At 64.4% G+C, this 15,780-nt stretch carries 13 protein-coding genes; 7 read left to right on the forward strand and 6 right to left on the reverse strand.

Annotated features, from left to right (window positions below):
• Positions 1–15: 15 nt before the first annotated feature.
• Positions 16–1,218, forward strand: a complete 1,203-nt coding sequence (gene carA / locus AC5XE7_RS11405) for a glutamine-hydrolyzing carbamoyl-phosphate synthase small subunit (protein ID WP_495366123.1) — start codon at positions 16–18, stop codon at positions 1,216–1,218.
• A gap of 18 nt (positions 1,219–1,236) precedes the next feature.
• On the opposite strand, the gene AC5XE7_RS11410 is transcribed toward carA, so the two are convergent.
• From AC5XE7_RS11410 to ypfJ, 3 genes are all read right to left on the reverse strand, one after another.
• A complete protein-coding gene (locus AC5XE7_RS11410; RefSeq protein ID WP_495366124.1) occupies positions 1,237–2,490 on the reverse strand; it encodes a TCR/Tet family MFS transporter in 1,254 nt (417 codons plus the stop codon).
• Positions 2,491–2,568: 78 nt separating this feature from the next.
• Positions 2,569–3,390 carry a sulfite exporter TauE/SafE family protein gene (locus AC5XE7_RS11415; protein ID WP_495366125.1) on the reverse strand — a complete coding sequence of 274 codons (822 nt, stop codon included), beginning with the start codon at positions 3,388–3,390 and terminating at the stop codon, positions 2,569–2,571.
• 209 nt (positions 3,391–3,599) lie between these two features.
• A complete protein-coding gene (gene ypfJ, locus AC5XE7_RS11420) occupies positions 3,600–4,544 on the reverse strand; it encodes a KPN_02809 family neutral zinc metallopeptidase (protein WP_287947997.1) in 945 nt (314 codons plus the stop codon).
• Positions 4,545–4,897: 353 nt separating this feature from the next.
• On the opposite strand from ypfJ, the gene carB reads away from it, so the two are divergent.
• Positions 4,898–8,371 carry a carbamoyl-phosphate synthase large subunit gene (gene carB / locus AC5XE7_RS11425; RefSeq protein WP_495366126.1) on the forward strand — a complete coding sequence of 1,158 codons (3,474 nt, stop codon included), beginning with the start codon at positions 4,898–4,900 and terminating at the stop codon, positions 8,369–8,371.
• A gap of 68 nt (positions 8,372–8,439) precedes the next feature.
• Here carB and AC5XE7_RS11430 read toward each other — a convergent pair whose 3' ends face one another.
• Entirely contained in the window at positions 8,440–8,823 is a 384-nt protein-coding gene (locus AC5XE7_RS11430; RefSeq protein WP_495366127.1) for a bleomycin resistance protein, read from the reverse strand.
• A gap of 238 nt (positions 8,824–9,061) precedes the next feature.
• Entirely contained in the window at positions 9,062–10,159 is a 1,098-nt protein-coding gene (locus tag AC5XE7_RS11435; RefSeq protein WP_495366190.1) for an alpha/beta hydrolase family protein, read from the reverse strand.
• A 140-nt stretch (positions 10,160–10,299) separates the two neighbouring features.
• On the opposite strand from AC5XE7_RS11435, the gene AC5XE7_RS11440 reads away from it, so the two are divergent.
• The 5 genes from AC5XE7_RS11440 to sugE all read left to right on the forward strand — a co-directional run bounded on the left by AC5XE7_RS11440 (position 10,300) and on the right by sugE (position 14,809).
• A complete protein-coding gene (locus AC5XE7_RS11440; RefSeq protein WP_495366128.1) occupies positions 10,300–11,331 on the forward strand; it encodes a helix-turn-helix domain-containing protein in 1,032 nt (343 codons plus the stop codon).
• 1,005 nt (positions 11,332–12,336) lie between these two features.
• Positions 12,337–12,963: a TetR/AcrR family transcriptional regulator gene (locus AC5XE7_RS11445; RefSeq protein ID WP_495366129.1), complete on the forward strand. Its 627-nt coding sequence runs from the start codon at positions 12,337–12,339 to the stop codon at positions 12,961–12,963.
• A 25-nt stretch (positions 12,964–12,988) separates the two neighbouring features.
• Positions 12,989–13,432, forward strand: coding sequence for an SRPBCC family protein (locus tag AC5XE7_RS11450; protein ID WP_495366130.1), 444 nt, complete (start codon positions 12,989–12,991; stop codon positions 13,430–13,432).
• A 206-nt stretch (positions 13,433–13,638) separates the two neighbouring features.
• Positions 13,639–14,385, forward strand: coding sequence for a F0F1 ATP synthase subunit A (locus tag AC5XE7_RS11455; protein WP_495366131.1), 747 nt, complete (start codon positions 13,639–13,641; stop codon positions 14,383–14,385).
• Between the two features lie 100 nt (positions 14,386–14,485).
• On the forward strand, positions 14,486–14,809 hold the full coding sequence (gene sugE / locus AC5XE7_RS11460) for a quaternary ammonium compound efflux SMR transporter SugE (protein ID WP_495366132.1): 324 nt from the start codon (positions 14,486–14,488) through the stop codon (positions 14,807–14,809).
• Positions 14,810–14,942: 133 nt separating this feature from the next.
• Here sugE and AC5XE7_RS11465 read toward each other — a convergent pair whose 3' ends face one another.
• Positions 14,943–15,200: a DUF1344 domain-containing protein gene (locus tag AC5XE7_RS11465; protein ID WP_495366133.1), complete on the reverse strand. Its 258-nt coding sequence runs from the start codon at positions 15,198–15,200 to the stop codon at positions 14,943–14,945.
• Positions 15,201–15,780 lie beyond the last annotated feature (580 nt).

Raw genomic sequence — 15,780 nt, forward strand, 5'->3', positions numbered from 1 at the left:
CGATGGAGCGCCGCCATGGCCAGCACTGCCCCCTGGGTTTCGGAAAAGCCGACCGCCCTGCTCGTCCTCGCCGACGGAACGGTGATCGAGGGCCGCGGCCTCGGCGCTTCGGGCGAAGCGATCGGCGAGGTCTGCTTCAACACCGCCCTCACCGGCTATCAGGAAATCCTCACCGATCCCTCCTATGCCGGCCAGATCGTCACCTTCACCTTCCCCCATATCGGCAATGTCGGCGTCAATGACGAGGACGAGGAAAGCCTGGCGCCCATCTCGCGCGCCGGCGCCGTCGGCGCCATCTTCAAGGCCGACATCTCCACCCCGTCGAACTACCGCTCCACCGGCTGCCTCAACGAATGGCTGGAAAAGCGCGGCATCGTCGCCATGTCGGGCATAGATACCCGCGCGCTCACCGCGCTGCTGCGCGACAAGGGCGTGGCCGATGCCGTCATCGCCCATGCGCCGGACGGCAATTTCGACGTCGAGACACTGAAGAAGAAGGCCGCCGGCTGGTCGGGCCTCGTCGGCCTCGACCTTGCAAAGGACGTCACCAGCGGCCAGTCCAGCCTGTGGGAAGAAACGCCCTGGGTGTGGAACGAAGGCTATGGCGAGCAGGGTGAGCCCTCCATGCACATCGTCGCCGTCGACTTCGGCGTCAAGCGCAACATCCTGCGCCTGCTGGCCGGCCTTGGCGCGAAGGTCACGGTAGTGCCCGCCACCGCATCGGCGCAGGACATCCTCGCCCTTCAGCCTGATGGCATCTTCCTCTCCAACGGCCCCGGCGATCCGGCCGCCACCGGCGACTATGCGGTGCCGACGCTGCGCGAGCTGCTGAAGACCGACATTCCGATCTTCGGCATCTGCCTCGGCCATCAGATCCTGGCGCTCGCCGCCGGCGGCAACACGGTCAAGATGCATCAGGGCCATCACGGCGCCAACCATCCGGTGAAGGATCACACCACCGGCAAGGTTGAGATCGTGTCCATGAACCACGGTTTCGCCGTCGACACCGCCTCGCTGCCGGAAGGCGTGAAGGAAACCCACATCTCGCTGTTCGACGGCTCGAACTGCGGCATCACCCTCGTCGGCAAGCCTGTCTTCTCGGTGCAGCACCATCCGGAAGCTTCGCCCGGCTCACAGGATTCGCACTACCTCTTCCGCCGCTTCGCCAATCTCATTCGCGAGCGCAAGGGCGAGCCCGCTCTGGCCGAGCGGGCCTGAACCCTTTCAGGGGCGCATTCAGTTTTCGGCGGCGGCCTTCATGGCCGCCGTTTTGCTTTGCGGCGCGCGCACCTTCGTCACCAGCACCAGCAGCGCACCGCTCAGGAACAGGCCGGCCACCACATAGGAGGCTCCGCCGAATTCCACCGGCGCGGCCGGCCCGGTGAACCACGAGAAGATGTTGGTGTAGATGAGCGGCGCGATGATGGCCGTGAGCGAGAACAGGCTGGTGATCGCGCCCTGCAACTCGCCCTGCGAGGATGGCGGTACCTGTGCGGCGGCAAGGCTGCGCAGCGGCGGCTCCGACAGCGCCTCCATGCAGGTCGCTACGATCACCGCATAGATCATCCAGCCCTCCCAGGCAGCCGCATAGCCGAACGCGGCGATCGCCGTGAACGCAAGCCCGATGGCGGCGGTGCGCCATTCGCCCAGCACAGGCACCACGCGCGGCAGCACGGTCGCCATGATCACCGCCCCGCACAGGCCGAACAGTCCCAGCGACAGGCCGATCTGGCGTTCGCTCCAGCCATAGCGATAGTCGCTGACGAAGGCCCACACCGAAGGGTAGACCATGTGGCCGAGCATCATCAGGAAGAACACCAGCCCCAGCCAGCCGATGCCCGGATAGTTGCGCATCTGCCGCAGCGCGCCGAGCGGGCTCGCCCGCCGCCACTCGAAAGGCCGGCGATGCTTCGCCTCCAGCGTTTCGGGCAGGAAGAAGAAGGCGACGATGAAATTGGCGAAGGCCAGCCCCGCCGCGAAAAAGAAGGGAACGCGGGGCCCGAATTCGCCAAGGATGCCGCCCAGCACCGGCCCGATGACGAAACCGACGCCGAAGGCGATGCCCAGCAGCCCGAAATTGCGGGCCCGGTTCTCATCCGTGCTGATGTCGGCGATGAAGGCCGAGGCCGTCGAATGGCTGCCGCCGCTGATGCCGGCCAGCACCCGGCCGATGAACAGCATGGGATAGGACCACGCGATGGCGCAGATCAGATTGTCGATGGCGAAGGTGAACACCGAGGCCAGCAGCACCGGGCGGCGTCCGAAGCGGTCCGAGAGATTGCCGATCACCGGCGCGAACACGAACTGCATGGCGGCATAGACGAACAGCAGCCATCCCCCCTCGCGCGCCGCTGCGCTCACGTCGACCCCCGACAATTCCTGCAGGAACGCCGGCAGCACCGGCATGATGATGCCGAAGCCGACAATGTCGAGCAGCAATATGGTGAAGACGAGGGCAAGCCCGCGCCGTGCTGTTCCGGCTTCGACCATTCCGGCCTGTCCTCCTGCGCCAACGCGGCGGACGCTTCTTATATTCCAGCCGCAACTGCGGAACAATAGAAGAACGGATCAGCGTTTCATGATGCTGACATCGGCCGGCGCAGCGCCGATTTCCGCATCCGCCTGCGGCCGCAGCAGCCCGTCGAGGATCGGCATGCTGATCAGTGCGGAGACGGCGATCATGGCGAGGCAGATGCGGCGGAAGGTGCGCTCGTTCGCCAGCCCGAACATCCGGCTGCCCAGCCACAGGCCGGCGCCGTAGAAAAGCGCCAGCAGCACCGCCAGCATGAGCACGTGAACGGTGATCAGCCCGCCCCATATGTAGCTGATGGCCGAGAGCACGGTGGAAATGGCGAAGAACAGGATGATGTTGGCCCGCACCACGCTGGCGCTGGAGCGGCCGCCCAGCCAGTAGGCGACCACGGGCGGCCCGCCGATCTGCGCGGCGCCCGCCAGCACGCCCGAAACGGCTCCGACCAGAACGGTCAGCGGGCTCGCCGGCTCGCCGTCATAGCGCCATCTCGACATCAGCAGCGCCAGAAGCAGAACCACGATGGCCACGATCGACCATCTGATGGTCAGCGGGTCGAGGGTGCTCAGCAGGTAGACGCCGGCGGGAATGCCCGCGATGGCCCCGAGCGTCATCAGCGCCACGTCGCGGTGGTTCGCCAGCCGCACCGCCTTTGGGATGAAGCCCCACGCCAGCAGGGCGTCCATCACCAGCAGCAGCGGCACGGCGACCGCAGGCGGCACCGCCGTGCTGGCCAGCGGCACGAACACCAGTGCCGCGCCGAAACCGGAAAATCCGCGCGCAAGTCCGGACAGGGCCGCGACCAGCGCCAGAAAGGCCAGCACGGGCAAATCGACCGGCAGTGACGACATATTCCACATAGTATCCGGCTGGTATGACCTGTGTCGGCTCCCCGCACTTCTCCCGGAAGGAAAAGCCCGGCGGAGAGCCGGTCGGAAAACCCCATTCGCGCCGGGGCATCACAGGCCCCGCATCACGCCGCCCTTCACCTTCAGGCCCCCACCTTCAGGCCCCCACCTTCAGGCCCCCACCTTCAGGCAATGGCGGCAGGATGGAGAGTTTTCCCGCGTCAGATCGGGTTGTTGAACGTATCGCAGTCGGAGAGCTTGCCGCTCTTGTAGCCGCGTGCGAACCATTTCTGGCGCTGTGCCGAGGTGCCATGGTTGAAGGTCTCGGGAACCACATAGCCCTGCGTGCGCTTTTGCAGCGTGTCGTCGCCGATCTGCTGGGCGGCGTTCAGCGCCTCCTCAAGATCGCCCTCTTCAAGAATGCCCTTCTGCGCCGTGTAGTGTCCCCATACGCCGGCGAAGCAGTCGGCCTGCAACTCGACCTGCATCGACATGTGGTTGGCTTCCGACTCGCTCATGCGCTGGCGCATCTGGTTGAACTTCGGCAGCACGCCGATCAGGTTCTGCACGTGGTGGCCCACCTCATGCGCAACCACATAGGCTTCTGCGAAGTCGCCGGACGCGCCGAACTGCTCGGAAAGCTGGCGGAAGAAGGAGGTGTCGAGATACACCTTCTTGTCGGCCGGGCAGTAGAACGGGCCGGAAGCCGATGACGCGAAGCCGCAGGCCGAGCGGATCTGCCCCTCGAACAGCGTCAGCTTCGGCTCCTCATAGGTCAGGCCGTTCGCCTGGAAGATGCCGTTCCACACATCTTCCGTTTCGGCCAGAACCGTGGCCACGAACTGCTTCATCTCGTCGTTGCGGGCCGAGCCTGAACTGGAGCCCGGGCCGGTTTCGCTCGACGTCGTGCGGCCGCTGTCCTCACCCGGCAACAGTCCGCCGCCACCGCCGGTCAGCACCTGCATCGGGTCGATGCCGCAGGCCTTCAGCCCGAAGAACAGCACCACCAGTATGACGATCGTGGACAATCCGCCGCCGCCGGCGCGCCCGCCGATCGGTATGCGCATACGGCCGGGGCCGCTGCCAATGTTTCCGGGCCGGCCGAAACCGCCCTGCCCGCGCTGATCGTCAATGTTGTCGCTCTGGCGACGGCCTCTCCAGCGCATGCGCTTGTCGTCCTCATTCTCTGGCAGACCTCGCAGGCCAGCCTTGTCCCTTCGGCTTCGATAGATACCGTATACATGGGACCGAGTCATGACCAATCTCGGCCGCCGGTTCCGGTCATGGCAACAACGCCCTGCCCCGCCGGTCGTTCCGCCCGCCGCTCCGCAGCCTCACGGCATCGACAATTTGCCGGTCTATGCGTATTCGCTGGGCAAACATGCATTTTTCGGGGTTACATCGGCGGAAACTCTCCCCTATAAGGCCCCCTTAGCCTGAACCAAGAATCCACGCAGCGTGAACCGACCCGGAAAACCGGCGCCGGTGCTTCGCATGCACAGCCATAACGGACCCCGCCATGCCAAAACGCACCGATATCAAATCCATCCTGATCATCGGTGCAGGCCCTATCGTCATCGGGCAGGCGTGCGAGTTCGACTATTCCGGCACACAGGCCTGTAAGGCGCTGCGCGAGGAAGGCTTCCGCGTCATTCTGGTCAACTCCAACCCGGCCACCATCATGACAGACCCGGATCTGGCCGATGCCACCTATATCGAGCCGATCACCCCGGAAGTCGTGGCCAAGATCATCGCCCGCGAGCGCCCGGATGCGCTGCTGCCCACCATGGGCGGCCAGACCGCGCTCAACACAGCCCTGTCGCTGCGCCGCATGGGCGTTCTGGAGCGCTACAATGTCGAGATGATCGGCGCCGACGCGCACGCCATCGACAAGGCCGAGGACCGCGCCCTGTTCCGCGAGGCGATGGCGAAGATCGGGCTGGAAACGCCGAAGTCGATGCTGGCCAATGCCACCGAGGTCAAGGACGCCGACCGCAAGAAGCATGAGGCCGAGCGCGCCGCGCTCAAGGCCTCCGGCGCGTCCGACAAGGAACTCGACGCGCTGGAAACCAGCTGGAACCTCGGCGAAGGCGACCGCAAGCAGCGCTATGTCTCGCACGCCATGGGCATCGGCGCGCAAGCGCTGGATGCGGTCGGCCTGCCCGCCATCATCCGCCCCTCCTTCACGCTCGGCGGCACCGGTGGCGGCATCGCCTTCAACCGCGAGGAATTCTTTTCGATCGTCCAGTCCGGCCTCGACGCCTCCCCCACCACCGAGGTTCTGATCGAGGAAAGCGTGCTCGGCTGGAAGGAGTATGAAATGGAGGTCGTCCGCGACAAGGCGGACAACTGCATCATCATCTGCTCGATCGAGAACATCGATCCGATGGGCGTCCACACGGGCGATTCCATCACCGTCGCGCCGGCGCTGACGCTGACCGACAAGGAATACCAGATCATGCGCAACGCCTCGATCGCGGTGCTGCGCGAGATCGGCGTCGAGACCGGCGGCTCCAACGTCCAGTTCGCCGTCAACCCGGCCGATGGCCGCCTCGTCGTCATCGAGATGAACCCGCGCGTGTCGCGCTCCTCAGCGCTCGCCTCCAAGGCCACCGGCTTCCCCATCGCCAAGATCGCGGCCAAGCTCGCCGTCGGCTACACGCTGGACGAGCTGGACAACGACATCACCGGTGGCGCGACGCCCGCCTCCTTCGAGCCGACCATCGACTACGTTGTCACCAAGATCCCGCGCTTCGCCTTCGAGAAGTTCCCCGGCGCCGAGCCGACCCTGACCACCGCCATGAAGTCGGTCGGCGAGGTCATGGCCATCGGCCGCACCTTCCAGGAATCGCTGCAAAAGGCGCTGCGCGGCATGGAAACCGGCCTCACCGGCCTCGACGAGATCGAAATCCCCGGTATTGGCCAGGGCGATGACAAGAACGCCATCCGCGCCGCCCTCGGCACCCCGACGCCCGACCGTCTGCGCATGGTGGCGCAGGCCATCCGCATGGGCACTTCGCTGGAAGACGTGCACGCCATGTGCAAGATCGACCCGTGGTTCCTGGAGCAGATCGCCGGCATCATCGCCATGGAAGCCCGCATCCGCGAGCATGGTCTGCCGCAGGATGCCGCCAATATGCGCATGGTCAAGGCCATGGGCTTTTCCGACGCCCGCCTCGCTTCGCTTATCGGCACCAAGCCGAAGGAGGTCGCGCATCTGCGCAATTCGCTGGCCGTCCACCCGGTCTACAAGCGCATCGACACCTGCGCCGCCGAATTCGCCTCGCCCACCGCCTATATGTATTCCACCTATGAGCAGCCTTTCGCCGGCGCCCCCGCCAACGAGGCCGGCGTTTCGGACCGAAAGAAGGTGGTCATCCTTGGCGGCGGCCCCAACCGCATCGGACAGGGCATCGAGTTCGACTATTGCTGCTGCCACGCCTGCTTCGCGCTGGCCGAGGCCGGCTATGAATCGATCATGATCAACTGCAATCCGGAGACGGTCTCGACCGACTACGACACCTCCGACCGTCTCTATTTCGAGCCGCTCACCGCCGAGGATGTCATCGAGATCCTCAAAATGGAGCAGTCGCGCGGCGAACTGGTCGGCGTCATCGTCCAGTTCGGCGGCCAGACCCCGCTGAAGCTCGCCGAAGCGCTTGAGAAGAACGGCATTCCGATCCTCGGCACCTCGCCCGACATGATCGACCTCGCCGAAGACCGCGACCGCTTCCAGAAGCTCTTGCAGAAGCTCGACCTCACCCAGCCCGAAAACGGCATCGCCTATTCGGTGGAGCAGGCCCGCACCGTGGCCGGCGAGCTTGGCTTCCCGCTGGTGGTGCGCCCCTCCTACGTTCTGGGCGGCCGCGCCATGCAGATCATCCACGACGAAGCGATGCTGCAGACCTATCTGCTCGACACCGTGCCCGAGCTGGTGCCGGAAGACATCAAGCAGAAGTACCCGAACGACAAGACCGGCCAGATCAACACGCTGCTCGGCAAGAACCCGCTCCTGTTCGACACCTATCTGTCGGGCGCCATCGAGGTCGATGTCGACTGCCTCTGTGACGGAGACAACGTCTATGTCTCGGGCATCATGGAGCACATCGAGGAAGCCGGCATCCATTCGGGCGACTCGGCCTGCTCGCTGCCGGTCCACTCCCTCTCCGACGAGATCGTCGACGAGCTGGAGCGCCAGACGGCCGCACTCGCGAAGGCGCTCAATGTCGGCGGCCTGATGAACGTGCAATACGCCATCAAGGACGGCACCATCTATGTGCTGGAGGTGAACCCGCGCGCCAGCCGCACCGTGCCGTTCGTCGCCAAGACGGTCGGCAAGCCGATCGCCAAGGTCGCCGCCCGCATCATGGCCGGCGAGACGCTGGACGCCGCCTTCGCCCACTATGGCGAGAAGCCGAACGCGCGCAATCCCGGCCACATCGCGGTCAAGGAAGCCGTATTCCCGTTCTCGCGCTTCCCCGGCGTCGACATCCTGCTCGGGCCGGAGATGAAGTCGACCGGCGAGGTCATGGGTCTCGACCGCGACTATGCGCTGGCCTTCGCCAAGGCGCAGCTGGGCGCCGGCGTCGATCTGCCGCGCTCCGGCACGCTGTTCGTCTCGGTGCGCGACGACGACAAGCAGGGTGTGCTTGAGCCGGTGCGCCGTCTCGCCGAACAGGGTTTTCGCGTGCTCGCCACCGGCGGCACCCAGCGCTTCCTCGCCGAGAACGGAGTCGCGGCGGAGAAGATCAACAAGGTGCTCGAAGGCCGCCCGCACATCGAGGACGCCATCCGCAACCGTCAGGTGCAGATCGTCTTCAACACCACGGACGGCCAGAAGGCGGTGTCGGACTCCAAGTCGCTGCGCCGCGCCACGCTGATGCAGAAGGTGCCCTATTACACCACGCTGGCCGGCATGGCCGCCGTGGCGGAAGCCATCGCCGCCCTCAAGGCCGGCTCCCTCGAAGTGCGCCCGTTGCAGGATTATTTCTGAGCGGCGCGAACTCCCTAAAAAAGCCGGGTTTCGACCCGGCTTTTTTTGTTGGTGCTGCCGCCTAGCGATCAGGCCGGACGTCGTTCCCCAACATCGATCCGGTTGCCATCGGGATCGGCAAGAACGAATGCTCTCTGGCCGTAGTCCTTGTCCTTCAACGCCTTGATGATCCGCACGCCCGCCGCTTCGCAGATCGCATGAAACGCGTCGATGTCGCTGACGAACATGTGAAACACATTGACCGTCGTCGCGACATGCGCCCGGTTCTGGCTGAGATGTATCTCGGCGGCATCCTTCTTCAGCACCATGAACCCGACAGGATCGCCGTTCTCGAAAACTTTCTGAAAGCCGAGAACACCGGAGTAGAAAGCAAAGGCTGCCTGAATGTCACGAACCGGCAGACATGGGGCCACGCGGCCGAAGGTAATGGTATGAACTGGGGAAGAACCCATCGCATGCTCCTGAAAATATGGGCAGAGGCGGCAGTGCGCATGACCGGTCAGGAGCGGTGTCCCTTTTCTTAGAATCGCATGGAGCGCAGGAAAAATAAAGACAGCCGGTCCGGGAAACCAGGCCGGCCTGTTTCAGGCCCTGCCTGCAACGTTTTCGAGCGTCCTCATGCGCGGCCTGTTTGCAGAGCGCCGCTTCGCCAGCGCTCCGCAGGCAGACATTCATCAGGACGCTTCCCCGTCAGCGTGCAAGCGTACGTTCCAGATCGTCGCGTATCAGCCGCACCAGTTCGGCATGAATATCGGCGCGGGACCGGGCGCCGCCATCCTCGCAGATCGGTTCGTCCTCCCCGGAGGACCGCAGAATCTCGGCGGCCCCTTCCCTGCATTCCGGCAGGAAGCTGTAGTGGACGGAGTCCGCGACGGCGGCGTAGGTCCCGTTCGGCGTCAGCGCAGCCAGTTCGTCGGCGATCACGCCGGGCGGCACGGTGCCTGCGCTTCCCAGATTGATGAAGCTCATCGGAATGGAAATGTCCTTCAGGCTCTGCGCGTCATAGGCCTGTGCCAGACCCGGATCGACAAGCACGGCGGATCTTATGCGGCGATCGAGGTTCGACTGCTCGAACAGCGTCTTGTCGACGGCGCGCAGGTCCACCTTGCCGACCTTGACCTGCGCTTCGTTCACATAGCCGATCCCGCCCGCATACCAGGCGCAGTCCCACTTGTCATACGTGTCGCAATAGCGCGCATAGGCCTCCAGATCGGCGCGCGCGCCGGCGCTCAGCATCGCCGCCGCCCCGCCGAGCGAAAAGCCGACCACGCCGATCCTGTCGGCATCGACAAGGCCCTGCCATTGCACGTCACCGGCCACCCCCTCGCCCGCCATTCCCTCGCCTGTCAGCCTGTCGATCACGGCGGACAGGTCCGCCGCCCGTTGCCACAGTTTCGGCGTGTCGCCCGGTGTCGAATAGCCGCTGGTCGTGCCGGGATGGTTCGGACCGGCCACGACGAAGCCCGCCTTGGCGAGTTCCGTCGCCAGCCAGCTCATGCCCTGAACGCGGCTGCCCGAGCCGTGAGACAGCACCACCAGCGGAAACCGGCCCTGTGCCGGTGTCGCGTCGGGCACGGCCGGCGCGCCCTCGAACACCCTGTTGGCGCCGATCATGACCGGCTCGCCGCCGTCTTCCGCCGGATACCAGACCGTCACATGCAGGTCGCGTCCGTGATCGGTCGGAGCGGCGGCGATAGAAATCTGGCGCACGCCGACCTCCGCCGCGAAAGAGGGCGTGGCCATCGCGGCGGCAAATGCGGCGGCATAAAACGTCTGCATATTGAACATCATGGTTTCCTATGTGTTGGAAGGACGGCCCGACAGTGCGGGAACCGTGCGTTTGATGCCTCCTCGATCACGATTGAGGTCGTACCCGATCGCGATCCGGGCCATTATCTGCGTCCGCCATCCAACCTCATGAAGCACCGATGATCTTCGTCCCTCTGCCTTTCGTCGTCGCCTTGCTGCTGCTGATCCTTTTGGCGGCATTGCTGCGCACCACCGATCAGGCCAAGGTCAACCGGCCGTTTCTGGCCCTCATTGCCCTGTGTGCCTTGCAGACCTTTCTGGTCGGGCTGCGCTGGGGCTATGACCTCACCGCTCTGCGCTATGTGCTGCCGGTTCTGGCCGCCTGTGTGCCACCGCTCACGCTGGCGAGCTTCCGCTGCCTGATCGCGCGCAGCGAAGCGGATCAGGGCGGGAGTTCATGGCTCCACTGGCTGCCGCCAGTGGTGATAGCCCTGCTTCTGGTCGCAGCGCCCCAGTCCATCGACATCGCGCTGGTGGCGCTGTTCCTCGGCTATGCCGTCGCCCTGCTCCAGCTTGGAAAACGCGGTCCGGACGCCCTCGACGAGGCCCGCTTCGACAAAGCCGTCGCGGCCCATCGCGCCCTTGTCATCGCGGCCGCAGCACTTTGCATCTCCGCGCTGTTCGATCTGGTGATCTGGCTGGATTTCGAATGGACGCGCGGCGATCATGCCGCCCTGATCGCCGGCAATGGCAGCCTGCTCGGTCTGCTGATGATCGGTGCGACCACCCTTGTCGCCGCGGGCGCCAAAGCCTTCCCGGAACCCGCTCAGGAAGCCGTGCAGATCGCCTCTCCCGAGCAGGACCGGGAGATCCTCAGTCGTGTCGAGACCCTGCTCGCCGGCCAGAAACTGTTTCTCGACGAGAACCTGACGCTGTCGCGGCTGGCGCGCCGCGCCGGCGTTCCCGCCAGACAGATTTCCGGTGCCATCAACCGCCTCGCCGGCAGGAACGTCTCCCAGTACATCAACGATTATCGCATCGCCGAAGCCTGCCGGCTGCTGCGCCAGACCGGCATCTCCGTCACCGCCGCCATGCTGGAGTCGGGTTTCCAGACCAAGTCCAACTTCAACCGCGAATTCCGCCGCGTCACCTCCCTGAGCCCCGCAACATGGCGCGACCGCAACCGGCAGGACCATTCCACAGAAGCCTGACACCCTTCGCCCGTCCCCCTTCGCCCCTTCCGCTTCCTGCTCCCCCGATCGATCCGGCCCTCCCCGGACACCCTGCCTGTTTGATTTGTGGCAGACCGGGGATGTGGACGGAAGCCCGCTCCCCCGAGGACACGCAGCCGTCAGAACGCAAGGATCCCTTCCGCACTGCCCTGAACCTGAACAACTGCCCATGCAGGCTGAGAGCCCGCACGACATTGGCAGGAACTGCCCCAGGCCACAGACCGTCATCGGCTGCGACCTTCCCCCGCCTTCGTTGATGCCCACACCCTTCCGGGCGGGGTGGCATCGAGGATCGCGAACACCAGTTCCGGGTTGCCGCATGGGTGGCACCGTTGCCCCTACCTCCTTCTCGTCCGCGACCCTCTGCCCCCTCCGGCGCATTTGTCTCCCCCTTTCCAACGCTCCAACTCCCATCCATCCCGCCCGCCCCAACTCCTTCTCACCCGCGCCTTTTCGTCCTCTCGCCGTCACCCATCCCTCCCGCACACGTCTGCCCGCCCCTTTCCGCTCTCCAGACCCCATCCATCCGGCCCGTCCAATTCCGTCACACCCGCGCCTTTTCGTCCTCTCGCCGTCACCCATCCCTCCCGCACACGTCTCCCCGCCCCTTTCCGCTCTCCAGACCCCATCCATCCGGCCCGTCCAATTCCGTCACACCCGCGTCTTCTCGTCCTCCCGCCGTTCCCCATCGCTCGCGCACACGTCTCCCCGCCTCTTTCCGCTCTCCAGCCCCCAGTCCATCCGGCCCGCCACACGGCCCTTTCCCCACAGTGTTCGTGCCATTCTCCCCCTCGCACGCCAAGCTCAACGCGTGCCAAGCCGGGGGTGCCTGTTACCTCCCAGCTCATCGACGATCCCTCCCCAGCCAGCCATCCCCAGCCTCCCCGCTCTCAGCGAACCCCATCAGCATCTCCGCTTCGCGCTGCCCCTTTCGTTGACAACATACCAACCAGTCGGTATGATTTTCGTGAAAGGTGAAACTCGATGCCAACACCCGCTGCCAGACCGGATGCCAGGCTGAAGCTGCTGGATGCCGCTTTGTCGGTGATCCGTGCGAAAGGCTATACGGCCACCAGCGTCGATGAGTTGTGCGCGACGGCCGGCGTCACCAAGGGGGCTTTCTTCCATCATTTCAAAAGCAAGGAAGAGCTTGGCGTCGCGGCTGCGAACCACTGGTCGCAGATCACCGGAGCCCTGTTCGCGGCTGCCCCCTATCACATGCATGCCGATCCGTTCGCGCGTATCATCGGCTATCTGGAATTCCGCAAGGCGCTGCTGCGGGGCGGCGTGCCGGAATTCACCTGTCTTGTCGGCACCATGGTGCAGGAGAGCTACGAGACCGCGCCCGCCATCCGCGAGGCCTGCAACGCCAGCATCAGCGCCCACGCGGCAACCCTTGAAGCCGACATAGAAGCTGCCATCCAGGCGCGCGGCCTCTTGGCGGAGTGGAGTGCTGCTTCGCTGGCGCTGCACACGCAGGCCGTCCTTCAGGGGGCCTTCATTCTCGCCAAGGCCAGAGGCGGCGCTGAAATCGCCGCCGACAGCATCGACCACCTCATTCGCTATCTGCGTCTGCTTTTCGGGCCGGGGGCCACGGACCACCAACCGTAACGCCACATCAGGAGGAGACTGTCACATGCCCGCTACAATCCGACTTCACCGCGTGCTCGCAACCGGCCCCGAAAAGGTCTACCGCGCCTTCACCGAGGCCGATGCCATTGCAAGCTGGCTCCCGCCCTACGGATTTCTCTGCACCGTGCATGAAATGGATGCGAAGGTCGGCGGCCGGCACAGAATGTCGTTCCGCAACTTCACGACCGGCCAGAGCCATTCCTTCGGCGGCACCTATGTCGAACTCGTGCCCGGCGAGCGCCTCGTCTACACCGACACCTTCGACGATCCGAACCTGCCGGGCGAAATGCGCGTCACCGTCACCCTGAAGGCCGTTTCCATGGGCACCGAAATCCATATCGAGCAGCATGGCGTGCCCGACATCATCCCGCCGGACGCCTGCTATCTGGGCTGGCAGGACTCCCTGCACAAGCTGGCGAGACTGGTCGAACCCGAAATCAACCAGTAGCGGCCCGCATATCGGCCAGGCGGCCACGCCTGCGGGTGCCGATCTTCTGCGGCATCCGCGCCCGCCTGCCCCCGGCTCAGCCCCCGGCCAACGCCCTTCCATTGACGAAAGCCGTGGCGTTGGCTAGGGGAAGCCTCGCGGGGGACGACCCTCGCCTCAGTTGAAGAATTCCGGGACGGCCCGGCCACTCGAAGGAGGGCCGCGCCATGGCCGGACCAATCGAACAGTTTGAGATTTCGCGGATTGTCCCGCTCGAAATTGGCGGGCTCGATCTCAGCTTCACCAATGCGTCAGCCTACATGGTGCTCACCGTGGGGCTCGGCGCGGGCTTTCTGCTGCTGGCCACGCGACGCCGCGCCATCGTGCCGGGCCGGCTGCAATCCTGCGCCGAGCTGTTGTTTGAGTTCATCGGAAAAACCCTGCGCGACAATGCCGGCGAAGAAGGCATGCGCTTCTTCCCGCTGGTTTTTTCTCTATTCATGTTCGTGCTCGTCGCCAATCTGATCGGCATGTTTCCCTATGCCTTCACGGTCACCAGCCACATCATCGTCACCTTTGCGCTGGCCATGCTGGTGTTTCTGACCGTCACCGTCTACGGGCTGATCCGCAACGGTCTCGGCTTCCTGCGTCTGTTCATGCCGCCCGGCGTTCCGCTGGTGCTCGCGCCCATCCTCGTGCCGATCGAGGTCGTGTCCTACATCTCCCGGCCCGTCAGCCATTCAGTGCGCCTGTTTGCGGTCATGCTGGCCGGGCACATCACACTGAAGGTCTTTGCGGGATTTGTGGTTTCGCTGAGCGAACAAGGCGCACTCGGCATCGCCGGCGCCGTTCTGCCGCTTGCCATGACCGTGGGCCTGACAGCGCTGGAACTGCTGATGTCGGTCATACAAGCCTATATCTTCACGATGCTCACCTGCATGTATCTGAACGATGCGTTGCATCCCGGTCATTGACCGGAGGCCACAATCGTACCAATTATCCGGAGTGAGGACGGCCTCTCTTCAAAACCATCGAAAAACCGGGACGGCCCGGCAATCAAAGGAGGGCCGTACCATGGCCTGGATTTATCTGGCGGTCGCCGGTTTACTCGAAATCGTGTGGGCGTTTTACATGAAGAAGTCGGAAGGCTTCAGCCTGCTGACACCGAGTGTCATCACCATCATTGCCATGATCGCAAGCTTCGCACTGCTGTCGGTGTCGATGAAGTCGCTGCCGCTTGGAACCGCCTACACGGTGTGGACCGGCATTGGCGCGGTCGGCGCCTTTGTCGTCGGCATCGTGCTGCTTGGCGAAGCTGTCACCCCGATGCGTGTCGCAGCCGCAGCGCTGATCGTTTCGGGTCTGGTTCTGATGAAGCTTTCCAGCTCCGGGGCCTGAAACCGGGTAATGCAATCTCTGTCTGGTCCATGATCAGCGGCTGCAATCTGTCACGGCAACATCAGGCAGAGCCCGCAGCGCCAATAAAAAAAGGCCCCGCTCGTTGCGGGGCCCTTTTAACGGTCACTGATGCTTAGCTGCCGAGCAGGGTGCTGGAGAACACGGCGCCAATCAGGCCCGTATTGTCATTGATCTGGACCGTTGCATGCGAGCCAGCGGCCAGATCGGCCGGTACGGCAACATGAACAGGGATCGACGCGGTCTCGCCATTCTCGAAATGGATGGTGCGTGCCTGTGCGTCATAGGAAGCCACCGGCCCGCTGATCGAGGCGGCGAAAGCAGAGCCCGACACCAGTGCGAGAGCGGCTGCGGAAGCGATAATCCTGATCATGATAAACTCCTTGGATCGGGTTTCGATTTGTCTCGAGGCAGCTTCTTGCCTGCCTTGATATCAGGGAGATAGGTCTCCTTTCCGCTCGCTGAAAGGCTCGGTTTATGTCCACTTTGTTCACGGATGCTGAACGCTAAATACTGGAAATTCCTCGCCTTCATGCCTATAGCAGAGGCAAAAAACGATAACCGGCTTACGATTGGCGCGATGCTCGATCGACCTCTCGCACCGCTCCCTGCGTTTGGATGAAGACGCGGCAATCCGTCAGAACGATCGTGATGAATTGAAGCAGGCGCGCCGCCTCCCCCTCTTGCGCCGGCCCCTTATTTTATCCCCACTCTCTGCGCCTCGCCTATCATGTCCCTTGCCCTTCCTGCGGGAAAGCCGGTCATGACGATGGCAGGCCTGGGATGGGACGGCGCGGTGGCGAACCCTGAACGTGAGGGCGGGCCGCCGACCGGGAGTGCCTGGCGAAGGGACCGATGGTTCGCCGCAGGCTGGGCTGCTTGGTAATGCGGCAGTCCGGCTCAGACCATCCCGGAAACGGGAACGGGTCGGTCCATTGCACGCGCGTTTCGCA

Source organism: Aquamicrobium sp. YD-1-mutant5, from assembly GCF_059509755.1.